The following is a 17281-nucleotide window of genomic DNA, read 5'->3' as shown; positions in this document are numbered from 1 at the left end:
CACTGCCTCAGGCGACCACTTCGCCTTCGCGCGGCGGCAGCGCGGGTGGGGCTTCGTCTTCCTCCTGCGGCCAGCGGCGTTCGAGCAACGGCTGTTCGACATCGTCGATCCACCAGTGCAGTTCGGCGCTGATCTGGCCGTCCTGCGCCACGCCGAGACGATTGCGCAGCGGGCACTGACGGGTGGCGCCGGCCACCAGCGCACCGGCCTGGTCGCTGCGCGAGGTGCCGGCCTGACTGCGCGAGCGGACCTGCAGCCGGTAACGCACGTGCTGGCCGCTACCCTGGAAGCACAGCGCCAGCTCCACGCGCTGCTCGGCGACGCCGCGCAGCTCCAGGCTGGCATCCACTGCGGGTGCCACTGCGGGTGCCGTGGCGGCGAGCCACTGGGCGAAAATCAGGTCGAGCATCCGTTCTGCCTCCTCGAAAGGCACCGCTCGACAGCGCCGGGCGGTGCGCAGCCAATCCGTGGCGCGGCGGGCGTGGCGTCACTGCTGGACGATGGTCGCCTGGTTGCCGTTGCCGTTCTGCTGGATCAGGGCACTGTGACCAGTGTAGACGCCGGCCGCCATGCTCTGACGGATGACGGCTTCGTTGGCGCTGCCGAGCTGGCTGATCTCGGCCTGATGGTTCTCGTAGGCCTGCTCGATGCGGGCCAGGTTGTCGTCGCCGTTCTGCACCACGCTGGCGCGGTTCAGCGCATGCGACTGGCTGATCTCTACCGCGTTGCGATTGCCGCTCGTGCTGCCCTCGATGCGCGAGCCGTAGCCGGTCTGCGCCACGTCGAGGCGGTTGTCGTTGCCACGCTGGGCGAAGTCGAGTTCGTTGTGGTAGCTGTCCTGGCGGATCGCCGCGCTGTTCAGCACCCCGCTCTGTTCGAGGCGCAGGCGATTGCCATCGCCTTGCTCGATCATCGCCAGGTTGGCCTCGCCATCCTGCGCCACGACCAGGGTCGAGCCTTCGTAAAAGCCCTGCTGGACGACGCTCAGCAGATTGCCGACGCCGATCTGGCTCACCTCGGCGTTGGCGAAGCCGGTCTGTTGCACGCGGATGAGGTTGTCCTCGCCCACGCTGTGTGCCTGCAGCACGTTGGCCCGCCCGCTCTGCTCCACCTCGATGGCGTTGCCGGCGCCCTGCTGGTAGATGGCGGCTTGGTTGAAATGGCTATCGGCGACCTGCTGCACGCGGGCGTCGTTGCCTTCGCCCAGTTGTCGAATCAGCGCACTGTTGCCTTCGCCGCTCTGCTGGAGGTCGCTGGTATTGTCGTCGCCGGACTGCAGCTGCTCGGCGCGGGCGTCTATGGCCTGGCTTTGCGTCACGCTGGCGAGGTTGGCGCTGCCGTCCTGTTCCTGACGCGCGCTGTTTTCGGCGAGCGCAGCGGTGGCACCGAACAGCAGGAGCAGGGCGAATGACGAAGTTCTGAACATGGGTGATTCCTCGGGCGACGGGTGGTCAGGCGCGGCATTCGTCCCAGTCGAGGCGGCTGCGCAGCAGGTAGGCCGCCTCGGCCCGGTTGGATGCACCGATCTTGCGCAGCAGGTTGTGGATGTGACTCTTGATGGTGTGCGGGCTCAGGCACAGCTGCTCGGCGATTTCCGCATTCGACAGGCCCTTGCCGGCCAGCGTGAGAATTTCCCGCTCGCGCAGTGTCAGCGTGGCCTTGCTCTCGGCCAGCCGGCGCATCCGCCGCAGCTGGCCGAGCAGGCGCTCCATCAGCAGGCGCGGCAGCCAGTCGCCGCCGGCGAGCAGCGTGCCGATGCCCTTGAGCAGGTGCTCGCGGGTGGCGTGGCTGTAGAACACGCCGCGTATGCCCGGATGCTTGTCGAGCAGCTGCTCGGCCTGTTGCGGAACGATGTTCACCAGTGCCAGCGGCGCGCGTTCGTCGAGCTGATCGATCAGCCCGGACAGCTCTTCGGTCTGCGCCTGGCCGGCATCGACGAGGATCAGATCCGCGCGTGCCTCCGGCGCCTGGCGGAAATCGGCCAGACGGACGTTCAGTTGCGCCTGCTCGCCCAGAAAGTGGCGGAAGAACAGCCCCAGCAGTTCATTGCCGGTCAGCAGCGTGACGGTCGGCGCGTGGGCGTCCTGCGTACGATCTTCATCCATGTTCGGTACCTGGTCAGTCGAGCGGGGAGTGGTGGAAAAAGTTAATAAGCGACCAGCACTCTGTGGCGAAGTTCAGTTGTGGTGCGGGAAACGGTCGCCAACGTGATGGCAATCAGTAGGAGGATTGCTAGCAACGAGCGCGAGCGCTTAAGCCGTGCGCCGACCGCCCGGTTGTTCCCGGCGCGATGAAACCTTGTGCGTTCGCCGTTGCCCGAATTTAGGCAACCCCTCACAGAGGTGACGATCATGAAGCCGATTCAGATGACCGTACTGGCGTTTGCCGCCCTGCTGGCCGCTGGCGTGCAGGCCGCTCCCGACAACGCCAATAGCCGTTCGGAGAACGGCCAGGAGGCGATGGAGGAAAGCGCCCACGGAGGCGATTACAGCGGCAAGGGCTTCGGCAGCGCGGCGCAGAATTCCGCCACCGGCAAGGGTGGCAGTACCGATACCCAGGGCACCGGCAACGATGGCTCCAAGGCCACGGAAATCGACCAGGGCGCCGACGGCAAGCGGCATGGCGAGCCGGGCAGCACCGGCACGGGCGGCGAAGGCGGCGCGCGCGGCGCTTATTGAGGCGGGGATGAAAAAGCCGCCCGGAGGGGCGGCTTTCGCTGCGGCCTGGATCAGGGCAGGGTGAACAGCACCTTGACCGAGCCGTTGACCGCGGCGCTGTCGACATAGCCGATGGCATCGGCTTCGGCGCCGACCTTGGCCACCACGGCGGCATCGTCGGCGACGCTGGGCAGCGGCTGACCCTTGCCGGTGAAGATCAGCCCGGACCAGTAGGACTTCAGCTGCGACTCATTCTTGCTGGTCACACCGGCGTAGAAGGCTTCCTTGACCGGATTCCAGCCGGCCTGGTCGACGCCCTTCATGGACTTGTCCTTGCCGAGGAAGATGTTGGCGACGTCCGACTGCGACGGCGTCTTGGCCGCGGCGGAATTGACGATCACCGCGACCTCGGCCTGGGCCAGGGAAGCTGCGCCGAGCAGCGTGGCGGCGGTGAGGATGCGAAGGAATGCTTTCATCGGGACGCTCCTCAGAAGACGAAATCGACGCCGACGGAAACGATGTCGCCGTCGTAGTTGCGGGCCGGAGCGCCGCCGAGTGCACCACCGAAGCGGCTGTGGACTTCGTTGTCGAAGACTTCCTGGGCGTTACGGGTGAACACGCCGTCGTAGCCGTTCTGGGTGTCGACGCGCTTGTACTCGCCCTTCACCACCACAGTCGGCGCCGCCTGGTAGTTCAGGCCCAGCGTCCAGGAACTCTGGCGACCGCCGTTGTCGTCCAGCTGCGCATAGGTGACGTGCGGCAGGAAATCGCCGAAGCGGCGACCACCCATCAGGTAGAACGAGTCGATCGCTTCCAGACCGTCGTTCTCGATCATGCGCGAGGTCCACTCGTTGTTGCTGACCCAGGTGCCGTTGTCGTACTGGTAGCCGATCGAGGTGAACTTGCCCTTTTCCTTGTCCAGCACCAGCAGCGAAAGGTTGTCGTTCGGATTGCCGGTGAGGTAGTTGTTCACGGTGCCGTTGATATCGGTGGTGATATCCGCTTCGACGTAACCGATGCGCAGCGTGCCGAACTGGTTGGTGGCCAGGCTGACGCTGGCGCCGAACAGCTTGTCGTAATCGATATCGAACTGGTCGTCGTAGGCGTAATAGTCACGGTTCTTGGCCTGGCCGCCGGCGAGCTGGAAGGTCACCGAACCGTAGGACAACGGCACGGTGTAGACCGCGTCGAGACCTTCGTAGTTGGTCACCTGCACCTGGCTGTAGACCTCGTCGGGCAGGCGCAGCCACGGGTAGCTGTAGCCGACGTCGAGGCTTTCGGAATACATGTACACCGGGCTGCGCAGGCGGCCGGCGCGCAGCATCAGCTGGTCGGTGGTCTGCCAGGACAGGTAGGCCCATTCCAGATTGGCTTTCCACTCGTCCTGCTGCGCCTTGGCGGTGGCCTGTACGGTCACGCCGACGCTGTCGGTGAGGCCATAGCTCAGTTGCGCGCCGAACTTGGACAGCTGATCGCCGCGCCAGGAATCGTTGGTCTGGCCATTGATGCCGTAGCTGCGGCCGTCATCCTCACCGCCCAGGTGAGTGACGCCGACGGTCCCGAAACCGTTGAAACGGTGTTCACCCTGTTCCAGGGCGAAGGCCGGGGTGGCGGCCAGGCAGATGGCTGCCAGACCGGCGACACGAAGTGCAGTCATGTGATGCTCCAGAAGGTTAAACGCGGAATTGATTGGTGGCGGCGCGCAGGTGGTCTCCGGTCGTCACCAGCTGCTCGCCCAGGCGGGCGGTGGCTTCGGCGCCGTTGGCGGTTGCTTGTGCGTCCTGCTGCAACACTTGGGTTTCTTGTTGGATGGAACTCGACAGGCCGATCTGCTCCTGAGTGAACTGGGCGATGCCGGCGTTGAGTTCGTCGATCTGGTTGACCGTGCGGGCGATGGTCTGCAGCAGCTCGGTGGCCTCGACCGAGCGCTGGATGCTGGCGCGGGACTTCTCGCCATTGCTGGTCATCACGTTGAGCACCGTGTTGGCGCTGTTCTGCAGGCGCTGGATGATCTGCTGGATCTCGGCGGTGGACGCGGCGGTTTTCTGCGCCAGGTTGCGCACCTCGTCGGCGACCACGGCGAAGCCACGGCCCTGCTCGCCGGCGCGGGCCGCTTCGATGGCGGCGTTCAGCGCCAGCAGGTTGGTCTGTTCGGCGATGCTGCGGATCACGGTCAGCACCGAGCCGACTTCCTGGGTTTCTTCTTCCAGCTGCTCCATCGCCTTGACCGCGCCCATCACGCTGTCGCCCAGGTCGCTGATGCCGGTCGACAGGCTGCTGACGTGCTCGCGCGCGCTGGCGGTCTGGCGCGCCGCGGCGTTGGCCTGATCGGAGGCCTGCCGCGAACGCTGCGCCACTTCCTGGATGCTGCCGGTCATGGTGAGGATGTCGCGAGTGATCGAGTCGGTGTGGTGCTGCTGCGACTTGGCGTTCTCTTCCGCGCCCTGGGTGAGCTGGTACAGCTCCTTGGAAACCTGGCCGAGCGGGTTGGCCGCCTCGATGATCTGGCGGATGGTGCCCTGCAGCTTGTCGAGAAAGCCGTTGAACAGCTCGATCATGGCGCCGATCTCGTCGTTCGACTCGACGTTGACGCGCTGGCTCAGGTCGCCGTCGCCGCGGGCGATCGATTGCAGCGAGGCGATCACGCCGCGCACGTTGGCCATCACGCTGCGGATCACCAGCCAGGCGCCGAGCCCCACCAGCACCACCAGCACCAGGCTGATGACGATGCCCAGGCGCGTGGTGGCCGCATTGGTCTCGCGGGTCTGTGCCAGGGTCTGCTGGAAGTCGCCGTAGGCCTGCGCGCGGAAGGTGCTGCCCAGCTGCTGGGCCTGGGCCAGCTCGCTGGCCATGCGGTCGAGGCTCGGGCGCAGATCGTCGAACGAGGCGCTGCCGTCGATCAGCTTGCCGGAGGCGGCGAGGGCGTTGTCGGCATAGCCGCGCACTGCCGTGCGCCACTCCTCCAGCGCCTGTTGCTGGGCGCGCTGGTCGGCCAGCAGCGTGGCCAGCGACTGCTGTTGCGTGTCGATCTGCTGCAGTACCTGGCGCGCCTCGTCGAGCACGCCGGGTTCGCCGGCGGCCACGGCGTTGTTCAACAACGCCGGCACGCGGGAGAACTGGAAGATCACTGCGTCGGTCTTTTCCAGCGTCGGGTAGCTGCGGGTTTCCAGCCGCTCCAGCCGGGAGTCGGTCGCCGAGAGTTGCAGCGAGGTGTAGAAAACGTACAGCACCAGCCCGAACAGCGCCACGGCGGGGACCAGGGACAATTTGGCGGTCAGCGAGAAATTCTTCAGCATGCGTCGACTCCGGTGCAGGCCGTGGAAAGTGATAGCCAAAAGCCAGCCTGGCCGAGATTGTGACTGAAGAGGCAAATCGGGTCACGTTACGGATTGTAAAACGCCTGATATTTAACGCCGGGAAACCGACAGGCATAAAAAAACCGCCCCGGGGGGCGGTTCTTGTGTCGCGTTGATGCGGGTTACAGGCCGTTCTTGGCCTTGAACTCGCGACGGCGGCGATGCAGCACTGGCTCGGTGTAGCCGTTGGGCTGCTTGGTGCCTTCGAGGACCAACTCCAGGGCCGCCTGGAAGGCCACGCTGTTGTCGAAGTTCGGCGCCATCGGGCGGTACAGCGGGTCGCCTTCGTTCTGGCGGTCAACCACGGCGGCCATGCGCTTGAGGCTCTCGACCACCTGCTCCTGGGTCACCACGCCATGGCGCATCCAGTTGGCCACGTGCTGGCTGGAGATACGCAGGGTGGCGCGGTCTTCCATCAGCGCGATGTCGTTGATGTCCGGCACCTTGGAGCAGCCGACGCCCTGTTCGACCCAGCGGACCATGTAGCCGAGGATGCCCTGCGAGTTGTTGTCCAGCTCGTTGCGCTTCTCTTCCTCGCTCCAGTTGGTGTCTTGCGCCAGCGGCAGGGTGAGGATGTCGTCGATGGACGCCTTCTCGCGCTTGGCCAGCTCGGCCTGGCGTGCCTGCACGTCGACCTTGTGGTAGTGCATGGCGTGCAGGGTGGCGGCGGTCGGCGACGGGACCCAGGCGGTGTTGGCGCCGGCCATGGGGTGGCCGACCTTCTGCTCGAGCATCGCCGCCATCAGGTCGGGCATGGCCCACATGCCCTTGCCGATCTGCGCCTTGCCCTGCAGGCCGCAGGCCAGACCGACGTCGACGTTGTTGTTCTCGTAGGCGCTGATCCACTTCTCGGCCTTCATGGCGGCCTTGCGCACCACCGGGCCGGCTTCCATGGAAGTGTGGATTTCGTCGCCGGTGCGGTCGAGGAAGCCGGTGTTGATGAACACCACGCGCTCGCGCGCTTCCTTGATGCACGCCTTGAGGTTGATCGTGGTGCGACGCTCCTCGTCCATGATGCCGACCTTCAGGGTGTTACGCGGCAGTCCAAGGACGTCCTCGACACGGCCGAACAGCTCGGTGGCGAAGGCGACTTCTTCCGGGCCGTGCATCTTCGGCTTGACGATGTAGACCGAGCCGGTGCGGGTGTTCTTGCGGGTGGTGTTGCCCTTGAGGTTGTGCATCGCGCACAGGCTGGTGAAGAGACCGTCGAGGATGCCTTCCGGCACTTCGTTGCCGTCCTTGTCGAGGATGGCGTCGTTGGTCATCAGGTGGCCGACGTTACGCACGAACAGCAGCGAACGGCCGTGCAGGGTCAGCTCGCCGTTGCCGTCGGCCTTGGTGTAGACGCGGTCCGGATTCATCGCGCGGGTGATGCGCTTGCCGCCCTTTTCCAGCTCCTCGACCAGGTCGCCCTTCATCAGGCCGAGCCAGTTGCGGTAGACGACGGTCTTGTCGTCGGCGTCGACGGCGGCGATGGAGTCTTCGCAGTCCATGATGGTGGTCAGCGCCGCTTCCATCAGGATGTCTTTCACGCCGGCGGCGTCGGTCCGGCCGATCGGGCTGGACGGGTCGATCTGGATCTCGAAGTGGATGCCGTGGTTCTTCAGCAGCACGGCGACCGGTGCGCCGGCCTCGCCCTGGAAGCCCTGCAGCTGCGCCGGGTTCTTCAGGCCGGTGGTGCTGCCGTTCTTCAGTGCGACGACCAGCTTGCCGCCTTCGATGCGGTAGCCGGTGGAATCGACGTGCGAGCCGCTTTCCAGCGGCGCGGCTTCATCGAGGAAGTTGCGCGCGTAGGCGATGACCTTGTTGCCGCGGATCTCGTTGTAGCCCGGGCCCTTGGTCGCGCCGCCTTCTTCGGAGATCGCGTCGGTGCCGTAGAGGGCGTCGTACAGCGAGCCCCAGCGAGCGTTGGCGGCGTTCAGCGCGAAGCGCGCGTTCATGATCGGCACCACCAGCTGCGGGCCGGCCATGGCGGCGATTTCTTCGTCGACGTTCTGCGTGGTGGCCTGGAAGTCTTCGGCTTCCGGCAGCAGGTAGCCGATTTCCTGCAGGAAGGCCTTGTAGGCGACGGCATCGTGAGCCTGACCGGCACGCGCCTGGTGCCAGGCGTCGATCTTGGCCTGCAGTTCGTCACGCTTGGCGAGCAGCGCGCGGTTCTTCGGCGCCAGGTCGTGGATGACGCGATCAGCGCCGGCCCAGAAGGCCGCGGCATCGACGCCAGTACCGGGAATCGCTTCGTTGTTCACGAAGTCGTACAGGACTTTGGCGACCTGCAGGCCACCGACTTGAACGCGCTCAGTCATTACTCGCCTCACTTGGTTCTTCTTTCAAAACTGTCGGATGCAATTTCTTGTAGTCCGGGTCGGCGGATACTACATGAAGCGCCGGGGAAAATCAGTCCGCTGAAAGTGGCGCTTTCCTGCCGCGCGGCGATGGCCGGTTGTGCCCGGCGCCGGCCGCTGCGTCGCTGCCTGCTATACCTAGAAAACGTCTTTTCATGCGAACCGCTTAGCGTCAAAGGAGCAGGCAATGGATCACCTCGTACTCACCGTCATCGCCGAGGATCAGCCCGGGCTGGTCGAGCGGCTGGCTCAGTGCATCGCCGAACATGGCGGTAACTGGCTGGAGAGCCGCATGTCGCGCATGGCCGGGCAGTTCGCCGGAATCCTGCGGGTGGCGGTGCCGAGCGAAGCCCATGCCGCACTCACCGCGGCGCTGCAGGGTTTGCAGGCGCAGGGCATTCGCGTACTGCTGGCGCACAGCGGCAGCGAGCCGCCGACCAGCTGGCAGGAAATCGAGCTGGAGCTGGTCGGCAACGACCGTCCCGGCATCGTGCGCGACATCACCCGCCTGCTCGCCGAGCATGGCGTCAACCTGGAGAGTCTTGACACCGACGTGCTGTCGGCGCCGATGAGCGGCGAGCCGCTGTTCCGTGCCGAGGCGCGGCTGGCGGTGCCCAGCGAGCTGTCGCTGGAAGTCCTGCAAGGCCGCCTGGAAACCCTGGCCGACGACCTGATGGTGGAACTCAAGCTGCAAGCGCCGGAGTGAGCGGCGCGGTCGCGGTCAGGCCGTTGCGGTCTTGCGCATCAGCCGCCAGGTATCGACGCTGTACACCGCCAGCCCCGCCCAGATGAAAAAGAACGCCAGCTGCTTGTCCGCCGGGAAGGGCTCGTCGAACAGCTGCACGGCGAGAATCAGCAACAGCGTCGGGGTGATGTACTGCAGAAACCCGAGCGTTGAGTAGGGCAGGTGGCGCGCGGCAGCGTTGAAGCACAGCAGCGGGATCAGCGTCACCGGCCCGGCGGCCATCAGCCAGAGCGCTTCGCGGGTGGTCCACAGCGCCGGCTCGGTGCTCGCGCCGTTGCCGAAGAAGAACAGCCAGATCAGCGCCACCGGCAGCAGCAGCCAGGTTTCCACCACCAGCCCGGGCAGCGCCGCCACCGGCGCCTGTTTGCGCAACAGCCCATAGCTGCCGAAGCTCAGCGCCAGCGCGATGGAGATCCACGGAAACTCGCCCAGCGTCAGCAGCTGCAAGGCCACGCCGGCAGCTGCCATCGCCACCGCCAGCCACTGCAGCGGACGCAGCCGCTCGCGCAGCACGATCAGCCCGAGCAGCACGTTGACCAGCGGATTGATGTAGTAGCCCAGGCTGGCCGCGACCATGTGACCGTGGTTCACCGCCCAGACGTAGATCAGCCAGTTGCTGGCGATGAGCAGGCTGGAGATCGCCAGCACGCCGATGCGCCGCGGGTGTTCGAGCAGCTCGCGCAGCCAGCCGGGGTGGCGCCAGACCAGCAGCACCAGCGTGCCGAACAGCGCCGACCAGATCGCGCGCTGGGTGACGATCTCCAGGGCGCCGAACTGTTCGATGGATTTGAAGTACAGCGGGAACATGCCCCAGATGCCGAAGGTGACGAGCCCCAGCAGGTAGCCTTTGCGCAGGTCGGGGGTGGTCATGAAGTCCTTCTTCGGGGCGGCGGAAAGCGCTCTATTGTGCGCTTTTGTCGCAGTCCGAGAAAGCGCAGCGGCCGCCTCTCGCGCGCCGCCTGGCGGGACGGCGGAACATGCCGGGACGGGGCGCGTCAGAACGGCATGGGCGAACGCCCGCGGTGGAGATCACGCATGAATTTGCATGGCAGGGTCGCACTGGTGACCGGCAGTACCCAGGGCATCGGCCGCGGCATCGCCGTGCGTCTGGCGCAGGCCGGCGCCGATGTCGTCATCAACGGTCGCGAAGACGATGCCGACGCCCGCGAAAGCGCGGCGCAGGTCCGCGCCACCGGGCGCCGTGCCTGCATCGTCGCCGCCGACGTGTCCCGCGTGGAGGATTGCCAGCGGCTGGTGCGCGAGAGCGTGGCGCAGCTCGGGCGGCTGGACATCCTGGTCAATAACGCCGGCATCCAGACGCAGGCGGGCTTTCTCGACGCGAGCCTGGAGGATTACGAGCGGGTGCTGGCGGTCAACCTGCGCGGGCCGTTCTTCCTCGCCCAGGCTTTTGCCCGCCATCTGCGCGAGGCCGGCCACGGCGGGCGCATCATCAACAACAGTTCGGTGCACGAGGAGCTGCCGCACCCCAACTTCGCCAGCTACTGCGCCAGCAAGGGCGGGCTGAAGATGCTCATGCGCAACCTCGCCATCGAGCTGGCGCCGCTGGGCATCACCGTCAACAACGTCGCGCCCGGCGCCATCGAAACGCCGATCAACCGCGAGCTGCTGCAGCAGCCGGACAAGCTCGCCGGCCTGCTGCGGGACATTCCCGCACGCCGGCTCGGCCAGCCGCGCGACATCGCCGGCGCGGTGGCCTTTCTCGCCTCGGACGAGGCCGATTACATCACCGGCACGACGCTGGTGGTCGACGGCGGCCTGCTATGGAACTATCACGAGCAATGACCGACATCGCCCCCGCCGTCGAGCTTGCCGGCATGGCCGACAGCCTGACCCCAGCCGAGCGCTACGAGGAGCTGTTCGTCGCGGTGCAGATGCAGCGCGTGTTCGTCGACAGCAAGACCTTCGTTGACTGCGTGCCGTGCCGCGAGCCGCAGGCGATTCTCGACGACTACCGCGCACAGCGCGATGCCGCGAACTTCGACCTCGGCGCATTCGTGCACGCCAACTTCAGCCCGTACGAGTTACCGCCGAAGGCGTTCGTCGCCAACCCGGACGACAGCCTGGCGGCGCACATCGATCGGCTGTGGCCGGTGCTGACCCGCCAGCCGCGCGAGCATCCGCCGTTCTCCTCGCTGCTGCCGTTGCCGCACCCTTACGTGGTGCCGGGCGGACGCTTCACCGAGCTGTACTACTGGGACTCGTACTTCACCATGCTCGGCCTCGACGAGAGCGGCCACTGCGAGCTGCTGCGCTCGATGGCCGATAACTTCGCCTACCTGATCGATACCTACGGCCACGTGCCCAACGGCAATCGCAGCTACTACCTCGGCCGCTCGCAGCCGCCGGTATTCGCCCTGATGACCGAACTGTTCGAGCAGACCGGCGTGCATCCCGCCACCGACTACCTGCCGCAGCTGCGCAAGGAATATGCCTTCTGGATGGACGGCGGCGCCGAGCTGCGTCCGGGCGAGGCGCATCGGCGCTGCGTGCGCCTGGCCGACGGCTGCCTGCTCAACCGCTACTGGGACGAACGCGACACGCCGCGCGAGGAGGCCTATCGCGAGGACGTCGAGACCGCGCGGCACTCCTCGCGTCCGGCGCATGAGGTATATCGCCACCTGCGTGCCGCGGCCGAGTCCGGCTGGGATTTCAGCTCGCGCTGGCTGGACGATCCGTGTCGCCTGGCAAGCATCCGCACCACCTGCATCCTGCCGGTCGATCTCAATGCGCTGCTTTACCAGCTGGAGCGGCAGATCGCCCGGCTTTGTGCGGTCGAGGGGTTGCGTCGCGATGCCGGGCAATTCCACGACTATGCTGAGCGGCGGCGCGCGGCGATGCAGCGCCATATGTGGAACGACGTCGGCGGCGCCTACTTCGACTATGACTGGGCGATTCAGCGCCAGCGCGACAACCTCACCGCCGCCACCCTGATGCCGCTGTTCGTCCAGCTGGCCGACCCGCGACAGGCGGCACGTGTGGCCGAGGTGGTGCGCACGCGGCTGCTGGCACCCGGTGGCCTGCGCACGACCGAGGTGTATGGCAGCGGCGAGCAATGGGACTGCCCCAACGGCTGGGCGCCGCTGCAGTGGATAGGCATTCGCGGCCTGCAGCACTACGGCCATCAAGCGCTGGCGCTGGAGATCGAACGGCGCTGGCTGGAGATCGTCAGCTACCTGTTCGAGCGCGAAAACAAGCTGGTTGAAAAGTACGTGCTGCGGCCCTGTACCGAGGCCGCGAGCGGCGGCGAATACCAGCGTCAGGACGGCTTCGGCTGGACCAACGGCGTGACCCGCAAGCTGATGCAGGAAGACCCCGGGCACCAAGCCAACCGCTGCCGCGCCGGCCGTTGTCGGCCGGACTAACCAGCGCTACGGCAGCGGGCGATACGGATTGGCGACGCCGGACAGGTCCAGCGTGCCCTTGTCGGTGAAGCGCCGCGTGCCGAACAGCCCGCCGCCGAGCTTGCCGCGCAGCACGTAGGGCAGCGCATCGAGCCGGCTGCCATCGGCCAGCCCGAGCGCCTGCCGCGCAACCGACAGCGCCGAGATGGTCACCGGCACGCTGACTACGCGCTCGCCGAAGCGTGGCACGCTGCCGCGCTGGTCGCTGACCCCGCTGGCCAGGCGTCGGTCGTTGACCGAGAGGCTCAGCGCCACGCCGTCGTAGTCCACTGCGGCGTCGTTGGGATTCTGCAGGCGCAGCTTGACCAGCAGGCGCAACTCCAGCCCTTCGCCCGGCAGCGGCTGGATGCCGGCGACCTGCACCTCGAGCGGGTCGTGCGAGGGCAGCAGCGCACAGGCGGACAGGCTCAGGGCGAGCAGCGCGAGGGCAAGCAGGCGCAGGCGCGATAGCAGGGGCTTGGGCATGACGGTTCCTGTGAAATTTCTGGCGCTCGAGCAGATGACTGCCGCCCGGCCCAGACGTTCCGGTATTCCAGCGTCCCGGCAGGATAGACGATGCGCCGCGCAAGCCGGCCGGGATTCGACCTTCCGCCAATGGCCCAGGCAGTTCTTCTTTGAAATAGTTAGCACACTAAGCGAACCGCTTGGTCGCGCTGTTCGCCCACAAGGCGGATGGCGCCGGACGCAACAGACCGGCTCCACGACTGGCCGGTCGCGTCCACCCTCACTCCTGCGCCTGTTGGCGCACCCTGGCGTCCGACCCGGACGCCTCCCGGAGCTGCCAACCGCTGCCAATCGGCGGCGGTTGCCGTTCCCCTTCCGCGCGAAACGGAACCGTCAGACCTCATTCCGGTCGACTGCACAGGCCGCCAGGCCGTCTTGTAGACCCGACGGAGACCCGACATGGACCTGATCCGCATCATTGTTGCCATCCTTCTGCCGCCCCTCGGCGTATTCCTGCAGGTGGGGTTCGCCGGTGCCTTCTGGCTGAACATCCTGCTCACGCTGCTGGGCTACATCCCGGGCATCATCCATGCCGTGTGGATCATCGCCCGACGCTGAGCCGCGCGCGGACCTGACGTCAGCTACTTTTGTGCTGCCAGAACGGGTTGTGTACAGTCCCCAGCTCGCTGCGCGGAAACCTATTAGCGTCGCGCAACACTCAAGAACATGCCGGAAGATCACGGAATTTCGTGACCGATGGGTCACGCGCGGACAGCGGTTGCCGCGCGCGATGCCAGTGGCCGCCGGAAAGGACACCAGATGAGCGATTCCTTCGTCGAGCAGAGCAACTTCAAACGCATCCTCAGCCGCAACGTGACCGTTCCACTGGGCTTCGGATTTCTCAGCGCGTTCTTCTTCAGCGTCATCGTCTACTACCTGCTCCAGGTGAGCCACTGGGTCGACGAATCGGTGCGCGGCGTCGCCCACGCCCATGAGGCGGCGAAGATGATGGGTGACCTGGAAGCCTCCATGCGTGGCTACCTGATCACCGGCGAGGCGGTTTTCCTGGAGCCCTACAACCGCGAGCTGCCGCTGATGCGCCAGCAGCTGGACGACCTGCAGCGCTACGCCCGTGGCAACCCGATGCAGCTCAGCCGGGTCGAGCAGGCGCGCTCGGTGTTCGCCGAATGGGTGCGGTTCGCCGAGCAGGGCATTGCCGCGCGTGATCATGGCGAATCGATCCAGGAGCTGGTGGCCACGGCGCGCGGGCTGAATCTGTCCGGCAAGATTCGCCAATTCCTCAACGATTTCATCGCCACCGAGCGGCAGATTCGCGCCGAACGTACCGACTTCAGCGAGATGACCACCACCGCGCTGATCGGCGGTTTCCTGCTGTTCAGCCTGATCTTCAGCGGCCTGCTGGCCTGGTTCGGCCGCCGCGATCTGCTCGGCCTGTCGAACACCTACAGCACGCTGCTCGCCGGGCAGCAGGCGCACGCCCGTTTGCTTGAACAACAGGCCTGGTACCGCACCGGGCAAAGCCAGCTGGGCGAGGCGATCATCGGCGAGATGGCGCTGCCGGCGCTGGGTCAGAGCATCCTGCAGTTTCTTGCGCGCTATCTCGACATCGCCGTCGGTGCGCTCTACGTGGTGCAGGACGGCAAGCTGCAGCGCGTCGCCGAGTTCGCCTACGATCCGCAGCGGCTGGACGACAACCTTGTGCTCGAATTCGGCGCCGGGCTGGTTGGCCAGGCCGCGCTGGAGCGGCGCGAACTGGCCCTCGAACAGCTGCCGGCCGACTATCTGCGCGTCAGCTCGGCACTGGGCGCGACCGTGCCGAGCTCGGTACTGATCGTGCCGGTGGAAGACAGCGGCATGCTCAACGCGGTGATCGAACTCGGCTTCCTGCGTCCCCTGCGCGAGCAGGATCGCGAGTTGCTGCGCCGGGTCGGCGCGGCCATCGGCGCGGCCATCGAGGCGGCGCGTTATCGTCAGCGGCTGCAGCGCGTGCTCGCCGAAACCCAGCAGCTCAACGAAGAACTGCAGGTGCAACAGGAAGAACTGCGCGCCGCCAACGAGGAGCTGGAGGAGCAGTCCAGCGCCCTGCGCGAATCGCAGATGCATCTGGAGGAGCAGCAGGTCGAGCTGGAGCAGACCAATGAGCAGCTGGCCGAGCAGGCCGATACCCTGGCCCGCCAGCGCGACGAGATGGACGAGAAGAACGGGCGTCTGCGCGAGGCGCAGCTGCTGCTCGAGGAGCGCGCCGACGAACTGCAGCGCGCCAGCCGTTACAAGTCCGAATTCCTCGCCAACATGTCGCACGAACTGCGCACGCCGCTGAACAGTTCGCTGATCCTCGCCAAGCTGCTGGCCGACAATCCGCAGGGCAACCTCAGTGACGATCAGGTGCAGTTCGCCCGCTCGATCTATTCGGCCGGCAACGATCTGCTCACGCTGATCAACGATATCCTCGACATCGCCAAGGTCGAAGCCGGCAAGCTCGACGTGCACCCCGAGGCAACTCTTCTGGCCCGGCTGGCCGACGGGCTGAAGAGCCTGTTCCTGGCACAGTCGCTGGAGAAGGCGCTGGAGCTGCGCGTCGAATTGGCCGACGACCTGCCGCCGAGCCTGTACACCGATCGCCAGCGTCTGGAGCAGATTCTCAAGAACCTGCTGGCCAATGCCTTCAAGTTCACCGAGAGCGGCTCGGTGTGCCTGCGCATCGCACCGCACGGCGACGGCCGGATCGCCTTCAGCGTCAGTGACACCGGCATCGGCATCGCGCCGGAGCATCAAGCGGCGATCTTCGAGGCCTTCCGCCAGGCCGACGGCACCACCAACCGACGCTATGGCGGCACCGGGCTGGGGCTGTCGATCTCGCGCGAGCTGGCGCAGTTGCTCGGTGGCTCGCTCGAGGTGCAGAGCGAGGTCGGCATGGGCAGCACCTTCACCCTGCTGCTGCCGGAGCATTACGCCGCTCCCAGCCGCGTGGTGCCGCCTGCGCCACTGCCTGTCGCATCGCCCGTCGTGTCGCGCGCCGAAGCACCGGCACCGGCACCGGCACCGGCACCGGCGCCCAGGCCGGTCGTCGCGTCGATTGCCGATGATCGCGACGCCTATCCGTTCACCGCCCGCTCGGTGCTGGTCATCGAGGACGAGCCGCAGTTTGCCGGCATCCTGCGCGAGCTGGCGCACGAGCTGCAGTACAGCTGCCTGATCGCGCAGAACGCCGACGACGGTTTCGACACCGCCGTGCAGTACAAGCCAGATGCCATCCTGCTGGACATGCGCCTGCCCGACCATTCCGGGCTGACCGTGCTCGAACGCCTGAAGGAGAACCCGGCGACCCGGCACATCCCGGTGCACGTGGTCTCGGTGGAGGATCGCAAGGAGGCCGCGCTGCAGATGGGCGCGGTGGGCTACGCGCTCAAGCCCACCACCCGCGACGAGCTCAAGGAGGTGTTCAGCCGTCTGGAGGCCAAGCTGGCGCAGAAGGTCAAGCGCATCCTGCTGGTCGAGGACGACGCCCGCCAGCGCGAGAGCGTGTCGCGGCTGATCGAGGATGTGGATATCGAGATCACCGCTGTCGAGTTCGGCGAGCAGGCGCTCGAGCTGCTGCGCAGCACCGCCTTCGATTGCATGATCATCGACCTCAAGCTGCCGGACATGGACGGCAGCGAGCTGCTCGAGCGCATGGCCAAGGAGGACATCTGCTCTTTCCCGCCGGTGATCGTCTACACCGGGCGCAACCTGACCCGCGATGAGGAGGCGGCGCTGCTCAAGTATTCGCGCTCGATCATCATCAAGGGCGCGCGCTCGCCGGAACGGCTGCTCGACGAGGTCACGCTGTTCCTGCACAAGGTCGAGTCGGACATGCCGCCGGAGCGGCAGAGAATGCTCAAGAGCGCGCGCAGCCGCGAGAAGGCCTTCGAGGGACGCAAGCTGCTGGTGGTCGACGACGACGTGCGTAACGTCTTCGCCCTGACCAGCGCGCTGGAACAGAAGGGCGCCGTGGTGGAGATCGCCCGCAACGGCCTGGAAGCCATCGCCAAGCTGCGGCACGACAGCACCATCGATCTGGTGTTGATGGACATCATGATGCCGGAGATGGACGGTTTCACCGCCATGCAGGAAATCCGCAAGGACCCGCGTCTGGCCAAGCTGCCGATCATCGCCGTCACCGCCAAGGCGATGAAAACCGACCAGGACCGCAGCCTGAGCGCCGGTGCCAACGATTACCTGGCCAAGCCGATCGACCTCGACCGGCTGTTCTCGCTGATCCGCGTCTGGCTGCCGAAAGTGGAGCTGCTGTGAC

15 protein-coding genes are annotated in these 17281 nt (G+C 66.3%); 6 read left to right on the top strand and 9 right to left on the bottom strand.

Annotated features, from left to right (window positions below; genetic code table 11):
* Positions 1-7 precede the first annotated feature (7 nt).
* The 3 genes from HU825_RS03445 to HU825_RS03435 all read right to left on the bottom strand — a co-directional run bounded on the left by HU825_RS03445 (position 8) and on the right by HU825_RS03435 (position 2033).
* A complete protein-coding gene (locus HU825_RS03445) occupies positions 8-409 on the bottom strand; it encodes a hypothetical protein (RefSeq protein ID WP_043295424.1) in 402 nt (133 codons plus the stop codon).
* Positions 410-487: 78 nt separating this feature from the next.
* On the bottom strand, positions 488-1426 hold the full coding sequence (locus HU825_RS03440; RefSeq protein WP_234302914.1) for a hypothetical protein: 939 nt from the start codon (positions 1424-1426) through the stop codon (positions 488-490).
* Positions 1427-1451: 25 nt separating this feature from the next.
* Positions 1452-2033, bottom strand: a complete 582-nt coding sequence (locus HU825_RS03435; RefSeq protein ID WP_043295498.1) for a helix-turn-helix transcriptional regulator — start codon at positions 2031-2033, stop codon at positions 1452-1454.
* Between the two features lie 318 nt (positions 2034-2351).
* Here HU825_RS03435 and HU825_RS03430 point away from each other — a divergent pair, with 318 nt between their 5' ends.
* Positions 2352-2678: a hypothetical protein gene (locus HU825_RS03430; RefSeq protein ID WP_234302913.1), complete on the top strand. Its 327-nt coding sequence runs from the start codon at positions 2352-2354 to the stop codon at positions 2676-2678.
* 50 nt (positions 2679-2728) lie between these two features.
* Here the strand turns inward: HU825_RS03430 and HU825_RS03425 are convergent, their stop codons facing one another.
* From HU825_RS03425 to HU825_RS03410, 4 genes are all read right to left on the bottom strand, one after another.
* On the bottom strand, positions 2729-3133 hold the full coding sequence (locus HU825_RS03425; RefSeq protein ID WP_156715603.1) for a phosphate ABC transporter substrate-binding protein: 405 nt from the start codon (positions 3131-3133) through the stop codon (positions 2729-2731).
* An 11-nt stretch (positions 3134-3144) separates the two neighbouring features.
* Positions 3145-4314 (bottom strand): hypothetical protein, encoded by a 1170-nt coding sequence (locus HU825_RS03420; protein ID WP_234302912.1) that lies wholly within the window; start codon positions 4312-4314, stop codon positions 3145-3147.
* 16 nt (positions 4315-4330) lie between these two features.
* Complete coding sequence (locus HU825_RS03415) at positions 4331-5953, bottom strand: methyl-accepting chemotaxis protein (protein WP_043295429.1); 1623 nt, start codon at positions 5951-5953, stop codon at positions 4331-4333.
* A 182-nt stretch (positions 5954-6135) separates the two neighbouring features.
* Entirely contained in the window at positions 6136-8316 is a 2181-nt protein-coding gene (locus HU825_RS03410; RefSeq protein WP_077682215.1) for a malate synthase G, read from the bottom strand.
* 226 nt (positions 8317-8542) lie between these two features.
* On the opposite strand from HU825_RS03410, the gene HU825_RS03405 reads away from it, so the two are divergent.
* Positions 8543-9061, top strand: coding sequence for a glycine cleavage system transcriptional repressor (locus HU825_RS03405; RefSeq protein WP_003286668.1), 519 nt, complete (start codon positions 8543-8545; stop codon positions 9059-9061).
* Between the two features lie 15 nt (positions 9062-9076).
* On the opposite strand, the gene rarD is transcribed toward HU825_RS03405, so the two are convergent.
* On the bottom strand, positions 9077-9970 hold the full coding sequence (rarD, locus tag HU825_RS03400) for an EamA family transporter RarD (protein WP_054094015.1): 894 nt from the start codon (positions 9968-9970) through the stop codon (positions 9077-9079).
* Positions 9971-10135: 165 nt separating this feature from the next.
* Here rarD and HU825_RS03395 point away from each other — a divergent pair, with 165 nt between their 5' ends.
* Both HU825_RS03395 and treF read left to right on the top strand, forming a co-directional pair.
* On the top strand, positions 10136-10903 hold the full coding sequence (locus HU825_RS03395) for an SDR family oxidoreductase (RefSeq protein WP_054094016.1): 768 nt from the start codon (positions 10136-10138) through the stop codon (positions 10901-10903).
* Entirely contained in the window at positions 10900-12483 is a 1584-nt protein-coding gene (treF, locus tag HU825_RS03390) for an alpha,alpha-trehalase TreF (protein WP_234302911.1), read from the top strand. Before HU825_RS03395 ends, treF begins: the two co-directional genes overlap by 4 nt.
* 6 nt (positions 12484-12489) lie before the next feature.
* On the opposite strand, the gene HU825_RS03385 is transcribed toward treF, so the two are convergent.
* Positions 12490-12987: an LEA/WHy family protein gene (locus HU825_RS03385; RefSeq protein WP_003286663.1), complete on the bottom strand. Its 498-nt coding sequence runs from the start codon at positions 12985-12987 to the stop codon at positions 12490-12492.
* Between the two features lie 438 nt (positions 12988-13425).
* On the opposite strand from HU825_RS03385, the gene HU825_RS03380 reads away from it, so the two are divergent.
* Positions 13426-13584, top strand: a complete 159-nt coding sequence (locus HU825_RS03380; RefSeq protein WP_015275395.1) for a YqaE/Pmp3 family membrane protein — start codon at positions 13426-13428, stop codon at positions 13582-13584.
* Between the two features lie 201 nt (positions 13585-13785).
* Positions 13786-17280 (top strand): response regulator, encoded by a 3495-nt coding sequence (locus tag HU825_RS03375; RefSeq protein WP_234302910.1) that lies wholly within the window; start codon positions 13786-13788, stop codon positions 17278-17280.
* The last annotated feature ends 1 nt before the right edge of the window (position 17281 follow it).

The sequence above is a fragment of the Pseudomonas phenolilytica genome, from assembly GCF_021432765.1.
GTDB lineage: Bacteria > Pseudomonadota > Gammaproteobacteria > Pseudomonadales > Pseudomonadaceae > Stutzerimonas > Stutzerimonas phenolilytica.
The sequence above is the reverse complement of the archived record's forward strand: the minus strand, read 5'-3'. Positions and strand labels throughout refer to the sequence as shown.